This is a genomic window from Bradyrhizobium sp. 14AA, assembly GCF_054185205.1.
In genome coordinates, this window is the sequence record NZ_JAVAYM010000005.1 from 142,520 (window position 1) to 163,871 (window position 21,352).

Annotated in this window: 18 protein-coding genes; 11 read left to right on the forward strand and 7 right to left on the reverse strand. The window is 65.4% G+C overall.

Annotation, left to right across the window (positions count from 1 at the left end; genetic code table 11):
• The first annotated feature begins 29 nt into the window (after positions 1-29).
• The 3 genes from RAD15_RS12370 (at position 30) to RAD15_RS12380 (ending at position 2,746) form a co-directional block, all read left to right on the forward strand.
• Complete coding sequence (locus RAD15_RS12370; RefSeq protein ID WP_458177686.1) at positions 30-578, forward strand: TRAP transporter small permease; 549 nt, start codon at positions 30-32, stop codon at positions 576-578.
• On the forward strand, positions 569-1,861 hold the full coding sequence (locus RAD15_RS12375; protein WP_458177688.1) for a TRAP transporter large permease: 1,293 nt from the start codon (positions 569-571) through the stop codon (positions 1,859-1,861). Before RAD15_RS12370 ends, RAD15_RS12375 begins: the two co-directional genes overlap by 10 nt.
• A gap of 78 nt (positions 1,862-1,939) precedes the next feature.
• Positions 1,940-2,746 (forward strand): SDR family NAD(P)-dependent oxidoreductase, encoded by an 807-nt coding sequence (locus RAD15_RS12380; protein ID WP_458177690.1) that lies wholly within the window; start codon positions 1,940-1,942, stop codon positions 2,744-2,746.
• 14 nt (positions 2,747-2,760) lie between these two features.
• Here the strand turns inward: RAD15_RS12380 and RAD15_RS12385 are convergent, their stop codons facing one another.
• From RAD15_RS12385 to RAD15_RS12400, 4 genes are read right to left on the reverse strand one after another with little or no spacing between them, the layout of a single operon-like run.
• Positions 2,761-3,459 (reverse strand): molybdate ABC transporter substrate-binding protein, encoded by a 699-nt coding sequence (locus RAD15_RS12385; RefSeq protein WP_458177692.1) that lies wholly within the window; start codon positions 3,457-3,459, stop codon positions 2,761-2,763.
• Positions 3,456-5,582 (reverse strand): molybdopterin cofactor-binding domain-containing protein, encoded by a 2,127-nt coding sequence (locus tag RAD15_RS12390; protein WP_458177694.1) that lies wholly within the window; start codon positions 5,580-5,582, stop codon positions 3,456-3,458. Before RAD15_RS12390 ends, RAD15_RS12385 begins: the two co-directional genes overlap by 4 nt.
• On the reverse strand, positions 5,579-6,049 hold the full coding sequence (locus RAD15_RS12395; RefSeq protein ID WP_458177696.1) for a (2Fe-2S)-binding protein: 471 nt from the start codon (positions 6,047-6,049) through the stop codon (positions 5,579-5,581). The genes RAD15_RS12390 and RAD15_RS12395 overlap by 4 nt, the downstream gene beginning before the upstream one ends.
• Positions 6,050-6,064: 15 nt before the next feature.
• Positions 6,065-7,021 (reverse strand): tripartite tricarboxylate transporter substrate binding protein, encoded by a 957-nt coding sequence (locus tag RAD15_RS12400; RefSeq protein WP_458178006.1) that lies wholly within the window; start codon positions 7,019-7,021, stop codon positions 6,065-6,067.
• Positions 7,022-7,285: 264 nt separating this feature from the next.
• Between RAD15_RS12400 and RAD15_RS12405 the strand changes: the two genes are divergently transcribed.
• Both RAD15_RS12405 and RAD15_RS12410 read left to right on the forward strand, forming a co-directional pair.
• Positions 7,286-9,376 (forward strand): molybdopterin oxidoreductase family protein, encoded by a 2,091-nt coding sequence (locus RAD15_RS12405; protein ID WP_458177698.1) that lies wholly within the window; start codon positions 7,286-7,288, stop codon positions 9,374-9,376.
• A 133-nt stretch (positions 9,377-9,509) separates the two neighbouring features.
• Positions 9,510-10,292 (forward strand): enoyl-CoA hydratase/isomerase family protein, encoded by a 783-nt coding sequence (locus RAD15_RS12410; RefSeq protein WP_458177700.1) that lies wholly within the window; start codon positions 9,510-9,512, stop codon positions 10,290-10,292.
• 160 nt (positions 10,293-10,452) lie between these two features.
• Here the strand turns inward: RAD15_RS12410 and RAD15_RS12415 are convergent, their stop codons facing one another.
• From RAD15_RS12415 to RAD15_RS12425, 3 genes are all read right to left on the reverse strand, one after another.
• Entirely contained in the window at positions 10,453-10,881 is a 429-nt protein-coding gene (locus RAD15_RS12415; protein ID WP_212342625.1) for a GlcG/HbpS family heme-binding protein, read from the reverse strand.
• A complete protein-coding gene (locus RAD15_RS12420) occupies positions 10,874-13,849 on the reverse strand; it encodes an FAD-binding and (Fe-S)-binding domain-containing protein (RefSeq protein ID WP_458177702.1) in 2,976 nt (991 codons plus the stop codon). Before RAD15_RS12420 ends, RAD15_RS12415 begins: the two co-directional genes overlap by 8 nt.
• Before the next feature lie 106 nt (positions 13,850-13,955).
• Positions 13,956-14,693, reverse strand: a complete 738-nt coding sequence (locus tag RAD15_RS12425) for a GntR family transcriptional regulator (RefSeq protein WP_458177704.1) — start codon at positions 14,691-14,693, stop codon at positions 13,956-13,958.
• A gap of 133 nt (positions 14,694-14,826) precedes the next feature.
• On the opposite strand from RAD15_RS12425, the gene RAD15_RS12430 reads away from it, so the two are divergent.
• From RAD15_RS12430 to RAD15_RS12455, 6 genes are all read left to right on the forward strand, one after another.
• A complete protein-coding gene (locus RAD15_RS12430; protein ID WP_458177706.1) occupies positions 14,827-16,029 on the forward strand; it encodes a pyridoxal-phosphate-dependent aminotransferase family protein in 1,203 nt (400 codons plus the stop codon).
• Positions 16,030-16,085: 56 nt separating this feature from the next.
• Positions 16,086-17,369 (forward strand): MFS transporter, encoded by a 1,284-nt coding sequence (locus tag RAD15_RS12435; RefSeq protein ID WP_458177708.1) that lies wholly within the window; start codon positions 16,086-16,088, stop codon positions 17,367-17,369.
• Positions 17,370-17,495: 126 nt separating this feature from the next.
• Positions 17,496-18,695, forward strand: a complete 1,200-nt coding sequence (locus RAD15_RS12440; RefSeq protein WP_458177710.1) for a pyridoxal-phosphate-dependent aminotransferase family protein — start codon at positions 17,496-17,498, stop codon at positions 18,693-18,695.
• Positions 18,696-18,737: 42 nt separating this feature from the next.
• The gene (locus tag RAD15_RS12445) at positions 18,738-19,535 is read left to right on the forward strand and encodes an enoyl-CoA hydratase/isomerase family protein (RefSeq protein WP_458177712.1); all 798 of its coding nucleotides are present in this window, start codon (positions 18,738-18,740) and stop codon (positions 19,533-19,535) included.
• 181 nt (positions 19,536-19,716) lie between these two features.
• Positions 19,717-20,652 (forward strand): Bug family tripartite tricarboxylate transporter substrate binding protein, encoded by a 936-nt coding sequence (locus RAD15_RS12450; RefSeq protein WP_458178008.1) that lies wholly within the window; start codon positions 19,717-19,719, stop codon positions 20,650-20,652.
• A 155-nt stretch (positions 20,653-20,807) separates the two neighbouring features.
• Entirely contained in the window at positions 20,808-21,350 is a 543-nt protein-coding gene (locus tag RAD15_RS12455) for a tripartite tricarboxylate transporter TctB family protein (RefSeq protein ID WP_458177714.1), read from the forward strand.
• Positions 21,351-21,352 lie beyond the last annotated feature (2 nt).

A 21,352-nucleotide genomic window follows, 5' to 3' on the forward strand; every position in this document is an offset into this window, starting at 1 on the left:
GACACCGGACCCTCGCAAGGAGGCGCGGGATGACAGACCCACATGTCGCAAGCCACGAGCAGGAGGTCGCCGGTCGTCCGTCCACCGGCCTGCTGTCGCGGATCAATGCCCCAGTCGCTCGGCTCGGTATGTATTTGTCCGTGACCGGCCTGCTCGTCATCGTCACCATCGTGTTCTACCAGGTGTTCGGGCGGTACGTGCTCAACTCCAGCCCGACCTGGACCGAGAACCTTGCGCTGGTCCTCATCCTGTATGTCACGTTGATCGGCGCTGCCGTCGGCGTGCGCGATGCCGGGCACATCGGCATGGACAGCCTGCTGGTGATGCTTCCGGATCAGGTGCGGGAGAAGATCGAGTTGGTGATCCACGTTCTGGTGGCCGTGTTCGGCATTGCGATGGCCTACAATGGCTGGATTCTCGGGGCGTCGGTCGGGACCGTGAAAATCCCCAATCTCGGTCTGCCCGAGGTCATCCGCTACGTGCCGCTGATCGCCTCCGGCGTCCTGATCGTCTCCTTCTCAATCGAGCACATCATTGCGCTCCTGCGCGGCGAAGAGGTCGTCCCCTCATGGAACTGATCATTCTCGGCGCCACCTTCTTCGGCTTCCTGATCCTCGGCGTCCCCGTCGCCTTCGCGATCGGCCTCTCGGCGATCTGCACCATCCTCTATGAAGGCCTGCCGGTCGCCGTCATCTTCCAGCAGATGATGTCGGGGATGAACATCTTCTCGTTCCTCGCCATCCCGTTCTTCGTCTTCAGTGGTGAGCTGATGCTGCACGGCGGCGTCGCCGACAAGATCGTGCAGCTCGCCAAGAACCTCGTCGGACACATCCGCGGCGGGCTCGGCATGTCGAACGTGGTCGCCTGCACCCTCTTCGGCGGTGTCTCCGGCTCGCCCGTGGCCGACGTGTCGGCGATGGGCGCGGTGATGATCCCGATGATGAAGAAGGAAGGGTTCGACACTGACTACGCCGTCAACGTCACCACTCACGCCTCGCTGGTCGGAGCCTTGATGCCGACCAGCCACAACATGATCATCTATGCGCTCGCCGCCGGCGGCAAGGTCTCGATCGGCGCGCTGATCGCCGCCGGGCTCCTGCCGGCGCTCGTGCTGATGGTGTGCATGCTGGTTGCCGCTTACGCCGTCGCGGTGAAGCGCGGCTATCCGGCCGGCAAGTTCCCGGGCTGGGCCGAGGTTTTCCGCTCGTTCGCGGCCGCACTGCCCGGCCTTCTGATCGTCGGCATCATCCTCGCCGGCATCCTGTCCGGCGTCTTCACGGCGACCGAATCCGCAGCCGTCGCCGTCACCTACACGATCCTGCTGACGTTCTTCATCTACCGCACCATGACCCTGCCGAACTTCCTGCGGGCCGCCGCCAAGGCCGTGAAGACGACGGGCGTGGTGCTGCTGCTGATCGGCGTCTCCACCATGTTCCAGTATCTGATGGGGCTCTACGAAGTCGCCGACTTCGCCGGCGATTTGATGAGCAAGGTGTCCTCGCAACCCTGGATGATCTTCCTGCTCATCAACATCATCCTGTTCGTGCTCGGCACCTTCATGGACATGGCGGCGACCATCCTGATCTGCACGCCGATCTTCCTGCCGATCGCGATGAAGGCAGGCATGGATCCAGTGCAGTTTGGCATGCTGATGCTGATCAACTGCGCGCTCGGGCTGAACACCCCGCCGGTCGGAACGACGCAATTCGTGGGGTGCGCCATCGGCGGCATCTCGGTGGGCGCGGTGATGCGCACCATCCTGCCGTTCTACGCCGCGCTGATCGCAGCGCTGATGTTCGTGACCTACGTTCCCGCCTTCTCGCTGTGGCTGCCGCGTCTCCTGATGGGATACAAGGGATAGCTGCCGTGCGTTCGCCGGCCCTTGGCCGGCGAACCGCCCTTGCGTAGTTTGCGTCACAACAACAGGGAGAATCTGTCCGTGACCGACTATCGCAAGCTCTTCGATCTCACCGGCAAGACGGCCGTGGTGCTCGGCGCCGCCTCGGGCATCGGCAAATCGTCGGCCGAGGCGCTGGCCGGGCTCGGCGCGCGCGTCGTCTGCGCCGATCGTGCGCTTGACGCAGCGGAGGCGACCGCCGCCGGCATTCGCGACAAGGGCGGCTGGGCCGAGGCCGCCGCGTGCGACGCTGCAAGCGCCGCGGACGTCAATGCGCTCGCCAAATCCGTGATGCAGAAATTTCCGCGGCTCGACATCGCCGTGACGACGCCCGGGCTCAACATTCGCAAGACCATCCTCGACTACACCGAGGAGGATCTCGACCGCGTCCTCAACCTCAACGTCAAGGGCACGGTGTGGTTCTTTCAGGCGTTCGGCCGCATCATGGTCGAGCAGAAGGGCGGCAGCATCATCGCCTGTTCCTCGGTGCGCGCGGTGACCATCGAGCCGGGCCTCGGCGTCTACGGCTCGACCAAGGCCGCGATCGGCCTGCTGGTGAAGGGCTTTGCCTCCGAGGTCGGCCATGCCGGCGTGCGCGTCAACGCGATCGCGCCGAGCATCGCCGAGACCGCGCTGACTGGCCCGTTCAAGCAGCGCCCCGACATCTACAATCTCTACGCCGGCCACACCGTGTTCAATCGCTGGAGCAGCGCCGACGAGGTCGCCACCGCGGTGGCCTACCTCGCCTCGGACGCCGCAAGCTATGTCAGCGGCAGCACGCTGTTCGTCGACGGTGGCTGGACCGCGGTCGACGGCCCGCCGACCGGTCTCACCCAGTTGCACAAATAGCGCGGTTATCGGCTCTAGCCGGCGAAGCCCACGCGCTGGCGCAGCTCCCTCCGGTCTGCGCCGGTCAGCAGCGCGACCAGCGCGGCCGCCTCCTTCGGATGGGCGGCCCGCGTTGTCACGCCCGCCGTATACATCGTCACGAGCTCGCAGCCCGGCGGCAGCGAACCTGACAGCGCGATGCCGTCGGTCGCGATGATCTCGGTGGCTTGCGTGCATCCGATCGGCCGCGTCGCCGTGGATGTCGCGAGCTCCCGCATCGCGGTTGCGCCGTTCGGAAAGATCTTGAGGCGCGAGGCGACCTCATAGGCGATGCCAAGGTGATCCAGGACTCTTGCGAAATGCTGGCCCGCGGTCGAGGCCTTGGTGTCCGGAACGTAGATGGCGTCGGCGCTGCGCAGCACCTCGCGTAGATCGGCCTCGGTCTTCACTGTTACTCTGGGATCGCGGTTGCGGACCGCCAGCGCGGTCTCGACCCGGCCGATATCCGCGATCGAGGAGGGCGTGACGAGCTTCTCCTCGGCCAATTTCGCAAGAAGAGCCTGCGTCAGGATCACGAGATCGGCCGGCGTTCCCGCGCGCAACTTGTCGGCCATGATGCCGACCGCGCCGAATTCGCCGTCGATACCGAGGCCGGTCTGCGCCTTGAAGGCGTCGGTGAGGCCGTGCACCAGGCCTTGCGCCGCGCCGCCGCTCAAGATGTTCACTGTCGTCACGATGCAAGCTCCATGGCTGCGATGATCTTGTCGCGCGTGATCGGCAGGTCGCGCACGCGCACGCCGAGGCAATCGTAGACCGCATTCGCGATCGCCGCGGTCACCGGGCCGTGGGCGGCTTCGCCGGCGCCGACCGGCTCGATCTCCTGCCGCTGGATGACCTCGACATCCACCGCCGGCACCTCGCTGAAGGTCAAGATCGGATAGTCCGTCCAGGAGGTCGATGTGATGCGGGTCCGGCCGAAGCGGACGCGCTCTTTCAATACCCAGCTCGTTGCCTGGATCGCGCCGCCCTCGATCTGGTTGATGACGCCGTCAGGGTTGATGGCTTCGCCGACATCGACCGCAAGCGTCAGTCGCTTGACGCGGATGTCGTCGGTGCCTTCGACCTCGGCAATCCCTGCGCAATAGGCTCCCGTGTTCTTGTAGCGGGCGAATCCGACGCCGTGGCCCACACCGGATCGCTTCTGCGGCTTCCATGCGGCACGTCGCGCCGCGGCGCGAATGACGTCCTTTGCGCGCTCGTCGCGGAGATGCCGCAAGCGGAATTCGATCGGGTCCTCGCCGCGCAAGGCTGCGATCTCGTCGAGCAGGGATTCGATCGCGAACACATTGCCTTGCCCGCCCAGGGTCCGCAGCGCCGAGGTGCGCACCGGCATGGTGAGCAGCCGGTGGCTCGTGATCGTCCAGGCCGGGAGGTCATAGAGCGGAACGGAATTGCGATCACCACCGCCGCCATTGGCAGCCGGCGGATTGGTCGAGATCATGCGCGGGTAGGGATTTGTGATTTCCGTCGCGGCAAGCAGCGCAGGCTGCGCCGCGCGCCCCGGCCGTGCCGCGTGGCCGTTGCTCCAGATCGCATGGCGCCAGCCGATGATCTCATTGTCTGCGTCGAGTTCGGCCTCGATCTCGACGGCCATCGCCGCACCAAACGGCGCGTGGCACATCTCGTCGTGGCGTGACCACTGCACGCGGACCGGACGCCCGCCCGCCACCTTGGCCAGCAGCACGGCATCGAGAGCAACATCGTCGGCGGCATTGTGCCCGTAGCAGCCGGCGCCCTCGATGTGCTCGACAACGATGTTGTCTGCCGGCAGCTTGAGCACGATCGCGAGGTCGGCGCGCAGCAGATAGACGCCCTGGCTGTGGGTCCAGACATGGACACGATCGCCGTCCCATCGCGCTATGGCACAGGATGGCGCGATCGAGGCGTGCGCGATGTAGGGACGGGTATATTGCCGGCGGAGCGTGCGCGCAGCTTTCGCTGTCGCCGCCGCCGCTCTCGTGTCGATAACGGTCGTTTCGACCGGCTGGCTTTTCAGGAAGCCCGCCAGATCATCTTCATCGGGCAGCGGCTCGCCGACCGACCATGTCGCGCCCTTGCGCAAGGCTTTCAGTGCGGATTCGGCGGCCGCCTCGGTGTCAGCGACCACGCCGGCAAAACCACCGTCGCGAACAATCGCGACGAGGCCGGGAACGGCGCGCGCGGCCGTTTCATCGAGCGCGATCAGTTTCGCACCGGAGGTATCCGGCCGCAGCACGCGTCCATGCAGCTGGTCCGGCAGCGCATGGTCATGAATGAAGCGTGGTCGCGCGAACACCTTGTCGGGAATGTCAACGCGCTGGACGGACTGTCCGGCGACGGCGCGTTTGGCGACGCTCTTCGCTGTCGCACCCGCGGTGGCATCACGATCGAGCGAGACCTCGCTCGCCAGCTCCCAATAGCTGGTCCTGACATTGCCGGGACCTGAGATCGTGCCGTCGTTGACATCGAGCAGGGATGCGTCGACGCCGAGACGTTCCGATGCCGCCGCGAGGAAGCGCTGGCGCACCTCGGCGCACACGTGGCGCAGCGCGCGGCCGGACTGCTGCACCGAAAGGCTGCCCGAGGTGACGCCTTCGTTCGGGCTCGCCGCCGTCGAGGCGCGGATCATCGCAATTCTGGAGACCTCGACGTCGAGCTCGTCGGCCGCGATCTGCGCCAGCGCCGTGACGATGCCTTGGCCGATCTCGACCTTGCCGGGCGAGATCGCCACACGGCCATCATCGGTGAACCGCACCCAGGACGACAGCTTTGGATTGGCCGCGAGGCTGACCGGCAGCTTTGGGGCAGGGGCGGTCATGGGGCGGCTATCTCCGAGGCCGCCCGCAGCACCGCGCGCACCATGCGATTGTGCGATCCGCAGCGGCACAGATTGCGGTCGAGCGCGGCTCTGACCTCCGCCTCCGTCGGCGTCGGATTGCGCTTCAGCAGCGCCGCCGCGCTGATCAGGATTCCCGAGACGCAATAGCCGCATTGCATGGCCTGCTCGGCGATGAAGGCGCGTTGCAGCGGATGCGGTTGCTCCGCGCTACCGAGGCCTTCCGCCGTGACGACCTCCTTGTCCGTGACCGACCACATCGGCATGTCGCAGGAGGCCATCGCGCGGTCGCCGACCATGACATGGCAGGCGCCGCATTCACCGGCACCGCAGCCGAAATGCGGACCGGTGACGCCGAGCCGGCCGCGCAGCACATCGAGCAGTGTCTGATCCGCATCGGCGTCCACGGCCATCGCTGCGCCGTTGAGCTGGAAATGAATGGTCGGCATGACTGCGCTACGGCCTCAGGACTTGTCGAACTTCTTGACGACATCGGCCCATTTCGCGATGTCGCCCTGCAGGAATTTTTCGAATTCCGCAGGCGTCATCGACATGGGCAGAGCACCCTGCTCAGTCCAGAGCTTGACGATGTCGGGCCGCTTCACCATCGCGTTCACGGCAGCATTGAGCTTGTCGATGACAGGCTTCGGCGTGCCGGCCGGGGCCATCAAGCCCAGCCAGATCGTGGCCTCATAGCCTGCGACCCCGGCCTCGCCAGCGGTCGGCACGTTCGGCAGCACGGCCGAGCGCTGCTTGCCGGTGGTGGCAAGTGCACGCACCTGGTTTTCGGCGATATTCGGCGCCATCGCCGGCACCGCGTCGATCATCATCTGGACCTGGCCGCCGATCACGCCGCTGCGCGCCTCTCCGCTATTGCGATAGGGCACGTGGACGACGTTGATGCCGGCCATCGCTTTGAACAGCTCGCCGGCCATGTGGTACGGCGTGCCCTGCCCGGAGGAGGCGTAGTTCAGCTTGCCCGGCTGCGCCTTGGCGAGCGCGATGAACTCCTGCAGGGTCTTCGCCGGAACTTGCGGGTTCAGCACGATGACGAGATCGGAAGAGTTCACCGGCGCGATTGGCGCGAGGTCGCGCATCAGCTCGTATTTGCGCTGGTCCGGCGTCAGCAGCGATTCGTTCGCGGTCTGGGTGTTGGACATCATCAGCAGCGTGTAGCCGTCGGCCGGCGACTTCGCCGCTTCGACCGTGCCGATGACGCCGCCGGCGCCGGTGCGGTTTTCGATGACGAAGGGCTGGCCAAAGCTCTCCTGGAGCACGTTTCCGATCAGCCGGGCCGCGACGTCGGCCGGCCCGCCGGCGCCGAAGGGGACGACAATCCGGACCGCGTGGGTGGGATAATCCTGTGCGGAAGCGGGGGCTGCGGCGAATGCGCCGAGCAGGCCGGCGCCCAGCGCCAGCATCAATCTTCGGGCCGTCACGCCCACCTCCCTGATATCGTTCTTGTTGACGGCATTGTAGCGGCGCCGGACGCTGGCTGTCGACGCCTCGCAAAGGCAATCGGCAGGGGAATATCGGGCGGTTTTCGGTGTGACCGCGCCGCATTTCGCACTCGCGGCAGGAACCGGCGAAGCGTACCGGCGAGGCGTGCGGCTTGAGCAAATTGCATGGGCACTCCCGGATAAATGCCCTCGGCTGGCCGGTACTTTGGTGTTACGCATTTGGCCATGAACCAGCACGCCAAGATCGAAATCCGCCATTCGACCTGCCCGCATGATTGCCCTTCGGCCTGTGCCCTCGACGTCGAGGTCGTGGAAGGCCGCAGTATTGGCCGTGTTCGCGGTTCTAAAAAGCAGACCTACACGGCCGGCGTGGTCTGCGCCAAGGTCGCTCGCTATGCCGAGCGCATCCATCACCCCGAACGGCTGACACATCCGATGCGCCGCGCCGGACCGAAGGGCTCCGGGCAGTTCGCGCGGATCACCTGGGACGAGGCGCTGGACGAGATCGCGGAGCGCTTCAACCAGGCCGAACGTGAGTTCGGCGCGGAATCGATCTGGCCCTATTATTATGCCGGCACGATGGGCCTCGTGATGCGCGACGGTCTCAATCGTCTCACGCATGTGAAGAAATATTCGCGCTTCTACCAGACCATCTGCGCCAATGTCGGTCGCATCGGGTTTGCGATCGGCACCGGCAAGATTGCCGGCGTCGATCCGCGCGAGATGGCGCTCTCCGACCTCGTGGTGATCTGGGGCACAAATCCCGTCAACACCCAGGTCAACGTGATGACGCACGCCTCGCGCGCACGCAAGGAGCGCGGCGCCAGGATCGCGGCGGTCGACATCTACGACAACGACACGATGAAGCAGGCCGACATCAAGATCATCCTGCGCCCCGGCACCGACGGCGCCTTCGCCTGCGGCGTCATGCACGTGCTGTTCCGCGACGGCTATGCCGACCGCGCCTATATGGACAAATATACCGACTGTCCCGACGAGCTCGAGGCACATCTGAAGACGCGCACGCCGGAATGGGCTTCGGCCATCTCAGGCGTACCGGTGGCGGAGATCGAGGCTTTTGCCAAGGCAGTCGGCGAGACCAAGCGGACCTTCATCCGCCTCGGTTACGGCTTCACGCGCTCGCGCAACGGCGCGACGCAAATGCATGCCGCGACCTGCATTCCCGCGGTGACGGGCGCCTGGCAATATGAGGGAGGCGGCGCCTTCTTCAACAATTACGCGCTGTGGCACTTCAACGAATCCATCATCGAAGCCCATGACGCGATCGACAAAACGACGCGCGCACTCGACCAGTCGCAGATCGGCCGCATCCTCACCGGCGATTCCGAGGCCCTGCTCGGCAAGGGGCCGGTCAAGGCGATGCTGATCCAGAACACAAATCCGATGACGGTGGCGCCGGAGCAGGCGTTGGTCGCCAAGGGGTTTGCGCGCGAGGATCTGTTCGTCGCGGTGCACGAGCAGTTCATGACTGAAACGGCTGAGATGGCCGACATCGTGCTGCCGGCGACCATGTTCATGGAGCATGACGATCTCTATTACGGCGGCGGCCACCAGCACATCTCGGTCGGGCCGAAGCTGATCGATCCGCCCGGCGAATGCCGCTCCAACCACCAGGTCTTGCAGGCGCTTGCGTCGCGGCTTGGCGCGAAGCATCCGGGCTTCGACATGACGCCGCGTGAATTGATCGATGCGACGCTGAAGCTCAGCGATCACGGCGACATCGCGGGCCTCGAAGCCGACATCTGGCGCGACCTGCAACCGGACTTCCGCACCTCGCACTATCTCGACGGCTTTGCCCATGCCGACAAGAAATTCCATTTCAAGGCCGACTGGGCGCATCCGCCGTTCGGTCAGACGATGGGCGATTTCGACAAGATGCCGTCGTTGCCGGACCATTGGGCGGTGATCGAGCATGCCGACCAGGCCCATCCGTTCCGGCTTGCGACCAGCCCGTCGCGCAGCTTCCTCAACACGACCTTCAACGAGACGCCGTCCTCGCAGGCGCGCGAGGGCAAGGCGAGCGTGATGATCCATCCGCTCGATGCCGCCGCGCTCGACATCGCCGATGGCGATGCCGTCACGCTCGGCAATGCTCGCGGGGAAACCACGCTGACTGCGACGCTGTTCGAGGGTGTGCGGCGCGGCGTGCTGATCGCGGAGTCCGTTCACCCCAACAAGAACCATGTCGGCGGCCGCGGCATCAACATGCTGACCGGCGCGGACACCATCGCGCCGATCGGCGGCGCTGCATTCCACGACAACAAGGTCTGGATCAGGAAGGCGACCGCGGGCTGAGGCGCGCCTCGCGTTTCGATCGCCTTGCAAATTGTGTCGAGGCGCTAAAGCGGCGCCGCGCCGCAAATTGCCCTTGCACCCCGTGCCCGAGCTGCCGCAAATGGCTGCAAAACGGGAGCAAGGAAGCGAAGCCATGACCGACACTACAAGCGTCATCACCGAGAAGCGCGGGCAGGCGTTCTGGATCACCATCAACCGGCCCGAGAAGCGCAACGCGCTGAACGGCGAAGTCATCGCCGGCATCAGCAAAGGTTATCGCGACGCGCATGAGGACAAGGATGTCCGCGTCATCGTGCTGACGGGCGCGGGCGACAAGGCGTTCTGCGCCGGCGCCGATTTGCAGAATTCCGGCGCGGCATTCGCGATGGATCATTCCAGGCCAAATGTCGACTATGCCGATCTGCTGCGCCTGTCGCAGAACGCGACCAAGCCGGCGATTGCGCGCGTCGGCGGCGTCTGCATGGCCGGCGGCATGGGCCTGCTCTGCATGACCGACATGGCGGTTGCGGCCGATCACGTCGTCTTCGGCCTGCCCGAGGTGAAGGTCGGCGTATTCCCGATGCAGGTCTTGAGCCTGCTGCAGAGCATCGCGCCGCCGCGCCTCGTCAACGAATGGGCGCTCACGGGCGAGCCGTTCGACGCGAAAGCGGCACAAGCAGCGGGCCTGCTCAACTACGTCGTGCCCACAGCCGAGCTCGATGCCAAGGTGGACTGGCTGATCGGCCGCATCGTCGACAAATCCCCGACCGCGATCCGCCGCGGCAAGTATGCGATGCGTGCCATCGCCTCGATGTCGTTCGACGAGAGCATCGCCTACACCGAAAGCCAGATCGCGCTGCTCGCGATGACCGAAGACGCCAAGGAAGGCCTGACGGCGTTCAGCGAGAAGCGGAAGCCGGTCTGGACGGGAAGGTGAGGGGACGGCTCTCGTGTCCCGGACGCGCTGCAACGCGTTAGCGTTGCTGCGCAGAGCCGGGACCCAGAAGGCGGCACGGCGATCTGCGGCGACATGGGCCCCGGCTCTGCAGCGCATCGCTAAGGGCGCTGCGCTGCAGAGCCGGGGCACGGGGAACGTCTCAGCCCGCGTTGGCCTTCAGCCCCGCCGCCTGGATACCCGCCACCGCGCAGGCCTCGTCATTGTCGGAGGTGTCGCCGGAGACGCCGACGGCGCCGAGCAGTGTCGTGCCGTCCATGATCAGCACGCCGCCGGGAACCGGCACCAGCGCGCCCTTGGCGATGGTGTTCACGGCGTCGATGAAATAGGCCTGCTCTTGCGCGCGCTGGTACAGCGCACGCGAGCCCATGCCCATCGCGAGCGCGCCATAGGCCTTGCCGTGCGCGATCTCGGCGCGCATCAGGCTGGTGCCGTCCTGCGCGGCGGCGATCTTGAGCACGCCGCGTGCGTCGAGGATGGTGACGACCAGCGGCTTCAGCTTCAGCTCGGTGGACTTTGCGAAGGCGGCGTCGAGAATCTTGCGGGCGGTGTCGAGCGTGAGTTCAGCCATGGCTGGTTTCCTTTTTAGCTGGAGACGTGGAATGGGTGTCGGCGCGATCGAGGCTCATCGCCAGCACGCGCGCGACGTGAAGGGCTTCGCGCTGGGCGCCGTCGTGAATCTGATGGCGGCAGGAGGTGCCGTCGGCAACGACCAGCGTGCTCGGATCCGCGCGGCGCACGGCCGGCAGTAACGATAGCTCGGCCATCTCGATCGAGGCATCGTACGTATCGGCACCATATCCGAATGCGCCGGCCATGCCACAGCAGCTCGACTCGATGGTCTCGACTTTAAGGCCAGGGACGAGCCGCAGCACTTGCTCGACCGGCTTGAAGGCGCCGAAGGATTTTTGATGACAATGGCCGTGGACGACGGCTCTGTCCGCCACGTTGCCGAGCGGCAGCTGCAGCCGGCCGGCCTCGGCCTCGCGCACCAGAAATTCCTCGAAGGTCAGCGCATGGGCGCCGACGGCCTTGGCGTCGTTATCCTTGCGCAGCGAAGCAAGCTCGTCGCGCAGCGTCAGCAGGCAGCTCGGCTCGAGACCGACGATCGGCACGCCGCGCGCGGCAAAGGGCGCGAAGGCGGCGACGAGCCGGTCGAGCTCGGCCCTCGCTTCATCGACAAGACCGGCGGACAGCAACGTGCGGCCGCAGCACAGCGGGCGGCTGCCGCTCGCAGGTTTCGGCAGATGCACGCGATAGCCGCCGGCCGCGAGCACGCGCAACGCGGCCTCGAGGTTCTCGCGTTCGTAGATGCGGTTGAAGGTGTCGGCGAACAGCACGACCTCGCGGCCATCCACAGGTCCAACAACCTGAGCCGGCGGCACGAACACGTCGCTGCGGAAGGCGGGTAGGGCCCGGCGGGCGCTGATGCCGGCAAACCGCTCGAACAGCTTTCGCAGCAGCGGGCTGCGGTTGCGTAAATTCGCCAGCGGCGCGAAGCGCGAGGCGAGGGCGGCGTAGCGGGGCAGATACCCGACCAGGCGATCGCGCAATGTCAGGCCGTGCGACGCGGCGCGCGCGGCGAGCACCTCGATCTTCATCTTGGCCATGTCGACGCCGGTGGGGCATTCGTGGCGGCAGGCCTTGCAGGAGACGCAAAGCTTCAGCGTCTCCATCATCTCGTCGGATGACAGCGCGTCGGGGCCGAGCTGGCCGGAGATCGCGAGCCGCAGCGTGTTGGCGCGCCCGCGCGTGACATCCTTCTCGTTGCGCGTCGCGCGGTAGGACGGGCACATCACGCCGCCCTCGAGCTTGCGGCAGGCGCCGTTGTTGTTGCACATCTCGACCGCGCCCTGGAAACCGCCGCCGGCGCCGGGATAGGCGGACCAGTCGAGTTTTGTCTTGAGGTCCGCGACGCGATAGTCCGGCTTGAAGCGGAACAGCGAGCGGTCGTCCATCTTCGGCGCGTCGACGATCTTGCCGGGATTGAGCACGCCGTCGGGATCGAAGCGCCGCTTCACCTCCCTGAAATCGGCGACGAGACGCTCGCCGAACATGGTCTCGTGGAATTCGGAGCGCACCAGGCCGTCGCCATGCTCGCCGGAATGCGAGCCCTTGTATTCGCGCACCAGCGCAAAAGCCTCCTCGGCGATGGCGCGCATCGCCTTGACGTCCTTCTCCAGCTTCAAGTTCAGCACGGGCCGCACGTGCAGGCAGCCCTCGGAGGCATGCGCATACATCGTGCCGCTGGTGCCGTGCTTCGCGAACACCTCGCCCAGTCGCGCCGTGTAGTCGGCCAGATGCGGCAGCGGCACGGCGCAGTCCTCGACGAAGGAGACCGGCTTGCCCTCCTGCTTCATCGACATCATGACGTTGAGGCCGGCGGCGCGGAAATCGGCAATGCCGCCCTGCAGCGCCGGCTCGGTGATCTCCACCACGCCGCCCCATTTGCGCGTGTCGTTGGTCCAGCCGAAGCCGAGATCCCCCATCAGCTCGCCGAGCTGCTTGAGACGCAACAGATTGTCCGCCTGATCTTCTTCGGCGAATTCGACCACCAACACGGCATCCGGATCGCCCTTGATGGCGGCGGAAATGATGGGCCTGAACATCGCGATGTCGCGGCCGAGTGCGAGCATGGTGCGATCGACCAGCTCGACCGCGATCGGCTTCAGCTTGACCAGGTGCTGGGCCGCATCCATCGCTTCGTAAAAACTCCCGAAATGGCAGACGCCGAGCGCCTTGTTGCGGATGACCGGCCACAGCTTCAGCTCGACCTTGGTGGTGAAGGCCAGCGTCCCCTCGGAGCCGACCAGGAGATGCGCCATGTTGTTGGGCGCGTTGCGCGGCACCAGCGCATCGAGATTGTAGCCGCCGACGCGGCGCTGCACCTTTGGAAAGCGGGCGGCGATCTCGTCGGCTTCGCGCATCCCGAGATCGAGCATGTCGCGGAACAGGACGCGGGCGCCGTCGCCCGCGTCGAGATCGGAGAGATCGCGCGACACATCGCCGTAACGGCCGAGCGTGCCGTCGGCGAGGGCGGCCTCCATCGACAGCGTGTTGTCGCGCATGGTGCCGTAGCGCGGACTACGGCCGCCGCAGGAATTGTTGCCGGCCATGCCGCCAATGGTGGCGCGCGAGGCGGTGGAGACGTCGACCGGAAACCACAGGCCATGCTTTTTGAGCTGGCGGTTGAGGTCGTCGAGCACGATGCCGGGCTCGACCACGCAGGTCCGGCCTTCGACGTCGAGCGACAGGATGCGGTTCAGATGCTTGGAGAGATCGACCACGAGGCCGTCATTGACGGTCTGGCCGCATTGCGAGGTGCCGCCGCCGCGCGGGGTGACCCTCACGCCCTCGTCGCGGGCAATCGCCAGCGACAGCAAGGCCTCGTCCATGGTCTTCGGGACCACCACGCCCGCAGGCATGATCTGGTAGAACGAGGCGTCTGTGGCGTAGCGGCCGCGGCTGAAGCGGTCGAACAGGACGTCGCCGGTCAATTCCGACCGCAGGCGCCGTTCGAGCGAAGAGGCGTTTGTCATCCCTGATCCCGGACTGACCCAGCGAGGCAGCTCTGCCCGTCTGGGTTATTCATTCTCGTTCATGCTCGATTATATTATGAATGCAAAATGAGCAAGCCGGTGGCCCTCAAGGCGACGCCGGTGCGTCCTCTTGAGGTTCGGTCAGGTGCTCGACCGCCGCCGTCCGCTTGTTGCGCAGGTGCAGGAACAGGATGTCGCTCAGCTCGCTTGCCGCGCGGCGGCGCAGCGCATCGAGGATCGCCTCATGCTCGCGCATCGCTTCGGCCCAGCGCTGCCGCTTGCGGGCGAAATTGGCGGAGTAGCGGACGCGGCGGATCCGGCCGGCGAAGTTGGCATAGGCCGTCTTCAGCGTTTCGTTGCGCGCTGCATCGACGATGCTTTCGTGAATGCGCTGGTTGGCCTGGAAATAGCCGTGCATGTCGCGGTGCAGATAGTGACCGTACATCTCGTAATGCAGCTGCTCGATCGCGGTGATCTCCGCGTCCGTAATGGTCTCGCAAGCGAGGCGCCCCGCCAGGCTTTCCAGTCCCGCCATCACGTCGAATAGTTCTTCCAGATCGCGCTGGCTGAGCTGGCGCACCCGGGCGCCACGATTGGGCAGAAGCTCGATCAGCCCCTCGGCGGCGAGCACCTTCAGCGCCTCGCGCAAGGGCGTGCGGGAGATGCCTAGCATCTCGCAGAGCTGCCGCTCGGGAACGCGCGCGCCCTCGGGGATGTTGCCCTCGACCACATAGTCGCGCAGCCGCAGCAGGATCTCGCCGTGGAGCGAGGCCTCCTGGCGGTCGCCGCCATTTGAGGCGGGCGGGGCGATCGGAACCCCGGTGTCGGGAATCGTGGATTTCATTTGCAGCACAGTAGTTTGCCCGTTTGGTCACGTCGACGTCCACAATCGAATACCAAATTTCGGTTGAAAGGACAAAAAATGAATGCAAAATAGCCAGCAGAGCCGGCCAGAACCCGCCGACAGGGAGGTTTTCATGCATCAGGGACGCCATTTCCTTCAGATTCCGGGCCCGAGCCCGGTCCCCGAGCGCGTTCTGCGCGCCATGGACATGCCGGTCATCGACCACCGCAGCGCGGAGTTCGGCGAGCTCGGCCGCACCGTGCTCGAGGGCAGCCAGAAGATCTTCCAGACCAAAGGCCCGGTCATCATCTTCCCCTCGTCGGGGACGGGGGCCTGGGAGGCCGCGATCGTCAACACGCTGTCGCCGGGCGACAAGGTGCTGATGGTCGAGACCGGCCATTTCGCCACCCTGTGGCGGCAGATGGCCGGGCGCTTCGGTATCGAGGTCGACTTCGTTCCCGGCGACTGGCGCCGCGGCGCCGATCCGGCCGTGATCGAAGCCCGGCTCGCCGAGGACAAGGCGCGCGCGATCAAGGCCGTCATGGTCGTGCACAACGAGACCTCGACCGGCGCGACCAGCCGCATCGCCGAAATCCGCGCCGCGATCGACCGTACGGGTCATCCGGCGCTGCTGATGGTCGACACCATCTCCTCGCTCGGCTCGGTCGACTACCGCCACGACGAATGGAAGGTCGACGTCAGCGTCAGCTGCTCGCAGAAGGGCTTCATGCTGCCGCCCGGCCTCGGCTTCAACGCGATCTCGGAGAAGGCGCTGGCGGCGTCCAAGACCAACAAGATGCCGCGCTCCTATTTCGACTGGGAGGAGATGCTCAAGCCCAACGCAAAGGGCTTCTTCCCCTACACGCCGGCAACCAATCTGCTCTACGGCCTGCGCGAGGCGATCGCGATGCTGCTCGAGGAGGGGCTCGACAACGTGTTCGCGCGGCATCAGCGGCTTGCTGCGGCGACGCGCGCCGCGGTCGATCATTGGGGCCTCGAGATCCTCTGCCAGGAGCCTGCCGAATTCTCGCCGGTGCTCACCGCGGTGCTGATGCCGCCGGGACATGATGCCGATCAGTTCCGCAAAGTGGTGCTCGACAATTACAACATGTCGCTCGGCTCGGGCCTGTCGAAGGTCGCCGGAAAAGTCTTCCGCATCGGCCATCTCGGCGAATGCAACGCGCTCACGCTGCTCGGCGCGCTCACCGGCGTAGAGATGGGCCTGTCGGTCGCCGGCGTGCCGCATCGCTCCGGCGGCGTCGATGTCGCGATGAAGCTCTTGGAGCAGCGCCCGCAGGGCAATGCCTCGCCGCATCTGAAAGTGGTCGGCACTTAAGTCGCGCGGGACACGCCAGCAAAAAATCATAACAACGGCAATTCGGGAGGGGTGAGATGGGAGTTCGGTTCAAGGCCACGCATGTCGTGCTGGCGATGCTCTGCGCGATGTATTTCATCACCTATGTCGACCGGGTGAACATCGGCACCGCCGCAAGCGAGATCCAGAAGGAGCTTGGCCTTTCCAACACCCAGCTCGGCCTCGTCTTCTCCGCCTTCGCCTATCCCTATCTGCTGTTCCAGGTGATCGGCGGCTGGGTCGGCGATCATTTCGGGCCGCGCAAGACGCTGTTCTGGTGCGGCATGATCTGGGCGGTGGCGACCATCTCGACCGGCTTCGTCAACGGTCTGGCCGCGCTTTTCGTCGCCCGCTTCGCGCTCGGTTTCGGCGAGGGCGCGACGTTTCCGACCGCGACGCGGGCGATGCAATACTGGACGCCGTCGAACCGCCGCGGCTTTGCGCAAGGGCTGACCCATTCCTTTGCCCGGCTCGGCAATGCGGTGACGCCGCCGGTGGTGGCGCTGCTGATCCTGTGGCTGACCTGGCGCGGCGCGTTCGTCGTGCTCGGCCTCGTCAGTCTCGTCTGGGGCGTTGTCTGGGTCTGGTACTTCCGCAACGAGCCGAAGGAGCACACCTCCATCACCGAGGCCGAGCTCGCCGCCTTGCCGCCGCGTCCCACCGGCGAGCGGCCGCGCGTGCCCTGGGGACCGCTCTTTGGCCGGATGTGGCCGGTGACGCTGACCTATTTCTGCTACGGCTGGTGCCTGTGGCTCTACCTCAACTGGCTGCCGCTGTTCTTCAAGAACAACTACAATCTCGACATCAAGAACTCGGCGCTGTTCGCATCCGGCGTGTTCTTTGCCGGCGTGGTCGGCGACAGCGTCGGCGGCGTGCTGTCGGACAAGATCCTCGACCGCACCGGCAACGTCCGCCTGGCGCGGCTCAGCGTCACCGTTGCGGGATTTACGGGGGCGCTGCTCTCGCTGTTTCCGATCCTGTTCGTCCACGACATCACGATCGTCGCGCTGTGCCTGTCGGCGGGCTTCTTCTGCGCCGAGCTGGTGATCGGCCCGATGTGGTCGATCCCGATGGACATCGCCCCGAAATATTCCGGCACCGCCTCGGGAATCATGAACACCGGCTCGGCCTTCGCCGCCATCGTCTCCCCGCTGGTCGCGGGCTTCGTGATCGACGTGACCGGCAATTGGTACCTGCCGTTCCTGATGTCGATGGGCCTGCTGCTGCTCGGCGGCTTTTCCGCCTTCCTGATGCATCCGGAGCGCCCGTTTACGGAGGCCGAGGGGAGCGTTCCCTCGGGAAGGGTGGTGGCCGCGGAGTAGGGGGAGCGCGCCCGAAGCGACGGGCGCCGGTTATGCATGGGAGACGTCTTTAGGAGAGGGGACAAGCCGGTGAAATGGTGCTATTCGGCGGCCATCAAAACCAAGGCTAGACCGGGAAGGACGCCCATGACCGTGCACACTGGAAGGCATTTCCTCCAGATTCCAGGACCGACCAACGTGCCCGACCGGGTGCTGCGGGCGATGGACATGCCGACGCTGGACCATCGCGGTCCGGAGTTCGCCGAGCTCGGTTTCGCGGTCCTCGCCTCGATGCAGCGCGTTTTCCGCACCAAGCAGCCCGTGATCATCTTCCCCTCGTCCGGCACCGGCGCCTGGGAAGCGGCGATGGTCAACGTGCTCGCGCCCGGCGACAAGGTCTTGATGTGCGAGACCGGCCAGTTCGCCGTGCTGTGGCGCGGCATCGCCGACAAGTTCAAGCTCGACGTCGACTTCATCCCGAGCGACTGGCGCCATGGCGCCGACCTCGCCGAGATCGAGAAGCGTCTTGCCGCCGACAAGCAGCACACGATCAAGGCGGTCTGCGTCGTCCACAACGAGACCTCGACCGGCTGCGTGACGCCGCCGCTCGAAGTGCGCAAGCTGCTCGACCGCGTCAAGCATCCGGCGCTGCTGATGGTCGACACCATCTCCGGCCTCGGCTCGATGGAATATGAGCACGACGCCTGGGGCATCGACGTCTCGGTTGCCGGCTCGCAGAAGGGTCTGATGCTGCCGCCGGGCCTCGGCTTCAACGCCGTCTCGGAGAAGGCGCTCGCCGTTGCCAAGGCCAACCCCGGCATGCGCTCCTACTGGGACTGGCAGGAGGTCATCGGCTTCAACAAGCTCGGCACCTTCCCCTATACGCCTGCCACCAATCTGCTCTACGGCCTGCGCGAAGCGGTCAAGATGCTGGAAGAGGAAGGGCTGGAGAACGTCTGGACCCGCCACAAGCGCCACAGCGCGGCGACGCGCGCCGCGGCCAAGGTCTGGGGCCTGGAGACGCAGTGCGCCGATCCCGCCGCGCACTCACCGGCGCTGACCGGCGTGCGCGTGCCTGACGGACACGACGCCGACGCCTTCCGCAAGATCGTGCTGGAGGCTTTCGACATGTCGCTCGGCACTGGCCTGAACAAGGTCAAGGGCAAGGTGTTCCGGATCGGCCATATCGGCCATTTCAACGATCTGATGCTGATGGGCACGCTCGCCGGCGTCGAGATGGGCCTCGATCTTGCAAAGATCCCGCACCGGAGCGGCGGCGTGCTGGCGGCCATGGACGTCCTGAAGGGACGCGACGTGGTGCCGATGGCCAAGGCCCAGGTGGCTTAAAGGTTCAGGTGGCCTGAACTAACTTAGAGAAGTGAGCGCGCGATGAACGCACCGACGACGACGAACGAAGACCTGCTCTACTCCGTCACGGACGGCATCGCGCGGATCACCTTCAACCGCCCCCAGGCGCGCAACGCAATGACCTTCGCCATGTATGACCGCATGGCGGAGATCTGCCAGGAGATCAACGCCGACCGTTCGATCAAGGCGCTGATCCTGACCGGCGCCGGCGACAAGGCGTTTGCCTCCGGCACCGACATCTCGCAATTCCGTGCGTTCAAGACCGCGCAGGACGCGCTCGACTACGAGGCCCGGATCGATCGTGTGCTCGGCACGCTGGAGCAGTGCCGCGTGCCCGTGATCGCGGCGATCGCGGGCGCTTGCACCGGCGGCGGCGCCGGCATCGCGGCCTGCTGTGACCTCCGCATCGGCACCGAGACGACGCGGATGGGCTTTCCGATCGCACGCACACTCGGCAACTGCCTGTCGATGTCGAACATCAGCCGCGTCGTCGCGCTGGTCGGTCCCGCCCGCACCAAGGATATGATTTTCAAGGCGCGTCTGGTCGAGGCGCCGGAGGCGCTGGCGCTCGGTCTGCTCAACGAGATCGTGCCCGACGTCGAAACGCTGCAGCGCCGCGCGGACGAGACCGCAAAACTCGTCGCGAGCCATGCGCCGCTCACGCTGGAAGCGACCAAGGAAGCGGTGCGCCGCATCCGCCGCACGCTGTCGCGCGAGGAAGGCGAGGACCTGATCCTGAAGGCCTATATGAGCGAAGATTTCCGCGAGGGCATGGACGCCTTCCTCAACAAGCGCACGCCCGTCTGGAAGGGCAAGTAGCGCGCTTCGTCAGCCGAAAGTCATATGCGGCGGAATGTCCGCCGGCTTGAACTCGCGATCTTTAGTCCGCACAATGCATCGATAGAATTCCCGGCATCACAAAGCCAATAATAACCAGGGGACGAAACTCGTGCGAATTCCAGTGAAAGCCGTCGGAGCTGCGACGGCCTTGTTGTTGAGCATGCCGGCTTTTGCCGGCTGGGAGCCCACCAAACCTGTCGAGATCGTGGTGGCGGCCGGTGCGGGCGGCGCCTCCGACCAGATGGCGCGGATGATGCAGGCCGCGATCCAGAAGAACAATCTGATGAAGCAGCCGATAGTCGTCTCGCTCAAGGGCGGCGCGTCGGGCGCGGAAGCGCTGATGTACATGAAGTCCAGCGAGGGTGATCCGAACAAGGTGCTGATCGCCTATTCGCTGATCTACATGCTGCCGCTGTCGGCGAAGATCCCGTTCAACTGGCGCGAACTGACCCCGGTCTCGGTGATCGCGCTCGACCAGTTCGTGCTGTGGGACAACAGTGCGGGACCGAAGACGGTGAAGGAATTCGTCGCGGCCGCGAAGGCTTCGAGCTCGCCGTTCAAGATGGGCGGCACCGGCTCCAAGCGCGAGGACCACGTGCTGACCGTTTTCCTCGAGCAGAAGACCGGCGCGAAGTTTTCCTATCTGCCCTACAAGTCCGGCGGCGAGGCGGCGACCCAGCTCGTCGGCAACCACACCGAATCCAACGTCAACAACCCCTCCGAAAATCTCGAAGTCTGGCGCGCGGGCCAGGTGCGGCCGCTCTGCGTGTTCGACAAGGAGCGCATCTCCTACACCAGCAAGGTGACGGACACGCAGTCCTGGGCCGACATCCCGACCTGCAAGGAAGAGGGCGTCGACGTCCAGTACCTGATGTTGCGCGCGATGTTCCTGCCCGGCAAGGTCACGCCGGAGCAGCAGGCGTTCTATGTCGATCTGTTTCACAAGGTGACGCAGACCTCCGAATACAAGGACTACATGGAAAAGCAGGCGTTGAAGCCGATCTTCCTCACCGGCAAGGACATGGTGCAATTCCTCGAGGAGGACGATGCCATCAACAAGTCGCTGATGACGGAAGCCGGGTTCGTCGCGAAGTAGTCACATCCTCCACGTCATGCCCCGCGAAGGCGGGGCATCCAGTATTGCACAGAGCTCGACGAACGACGGCTTCTGCACGGCGCACTGGATCATCCGCCCCCGTGCGCAATTGCGCCCTAGGCGGATGATGACGGCGCAATTTGATTTGGCAGCTCATGTCCCAAACCGATCTTGAAATCGTCGTCGACGATCCGACCGCGCCCGAAGACGATTCGCCTTCGATCGTCTCATCCGGCACGATCGAGATATTCGTCTGTCTCCTGTTGCTCGCGCTCGCCGTCACGCTCGGCTACGACAATTGGCGCACCGGTGCGTCCTGGGACGCAACCGGGCCGGAGCCCGGCTATTTCCCGTTCTATCTGTCCGTTATCCTGGGCGGCGGTAGCCTCTATGGTCTGGCCGCAGCGCTCCTGGCGCGGCGCGCGGCATCAGAAAGCTTCGTCACCCGCGCACAAGCCCGCCGCGTGATGGCGGTGTTCGTGCCGACACTGCTGTTCTGCCTGGTGATGCAGTTCCTCGGCCTCTATGTCGCGAGCTTCCTCCTGATTGCAGGCTTCATGCGCCTCGTCGGCAAGATCGCGCTGTGGAAGTCGCTGCTCACCGCTGTTGTGTTCACGGCGATCATGTTCGTCACCTTCGACATCGCCTTCGACGTCATCATGCCGAAGGGACCGCTCGAAGCGGCCTTCGGCCACTAGGG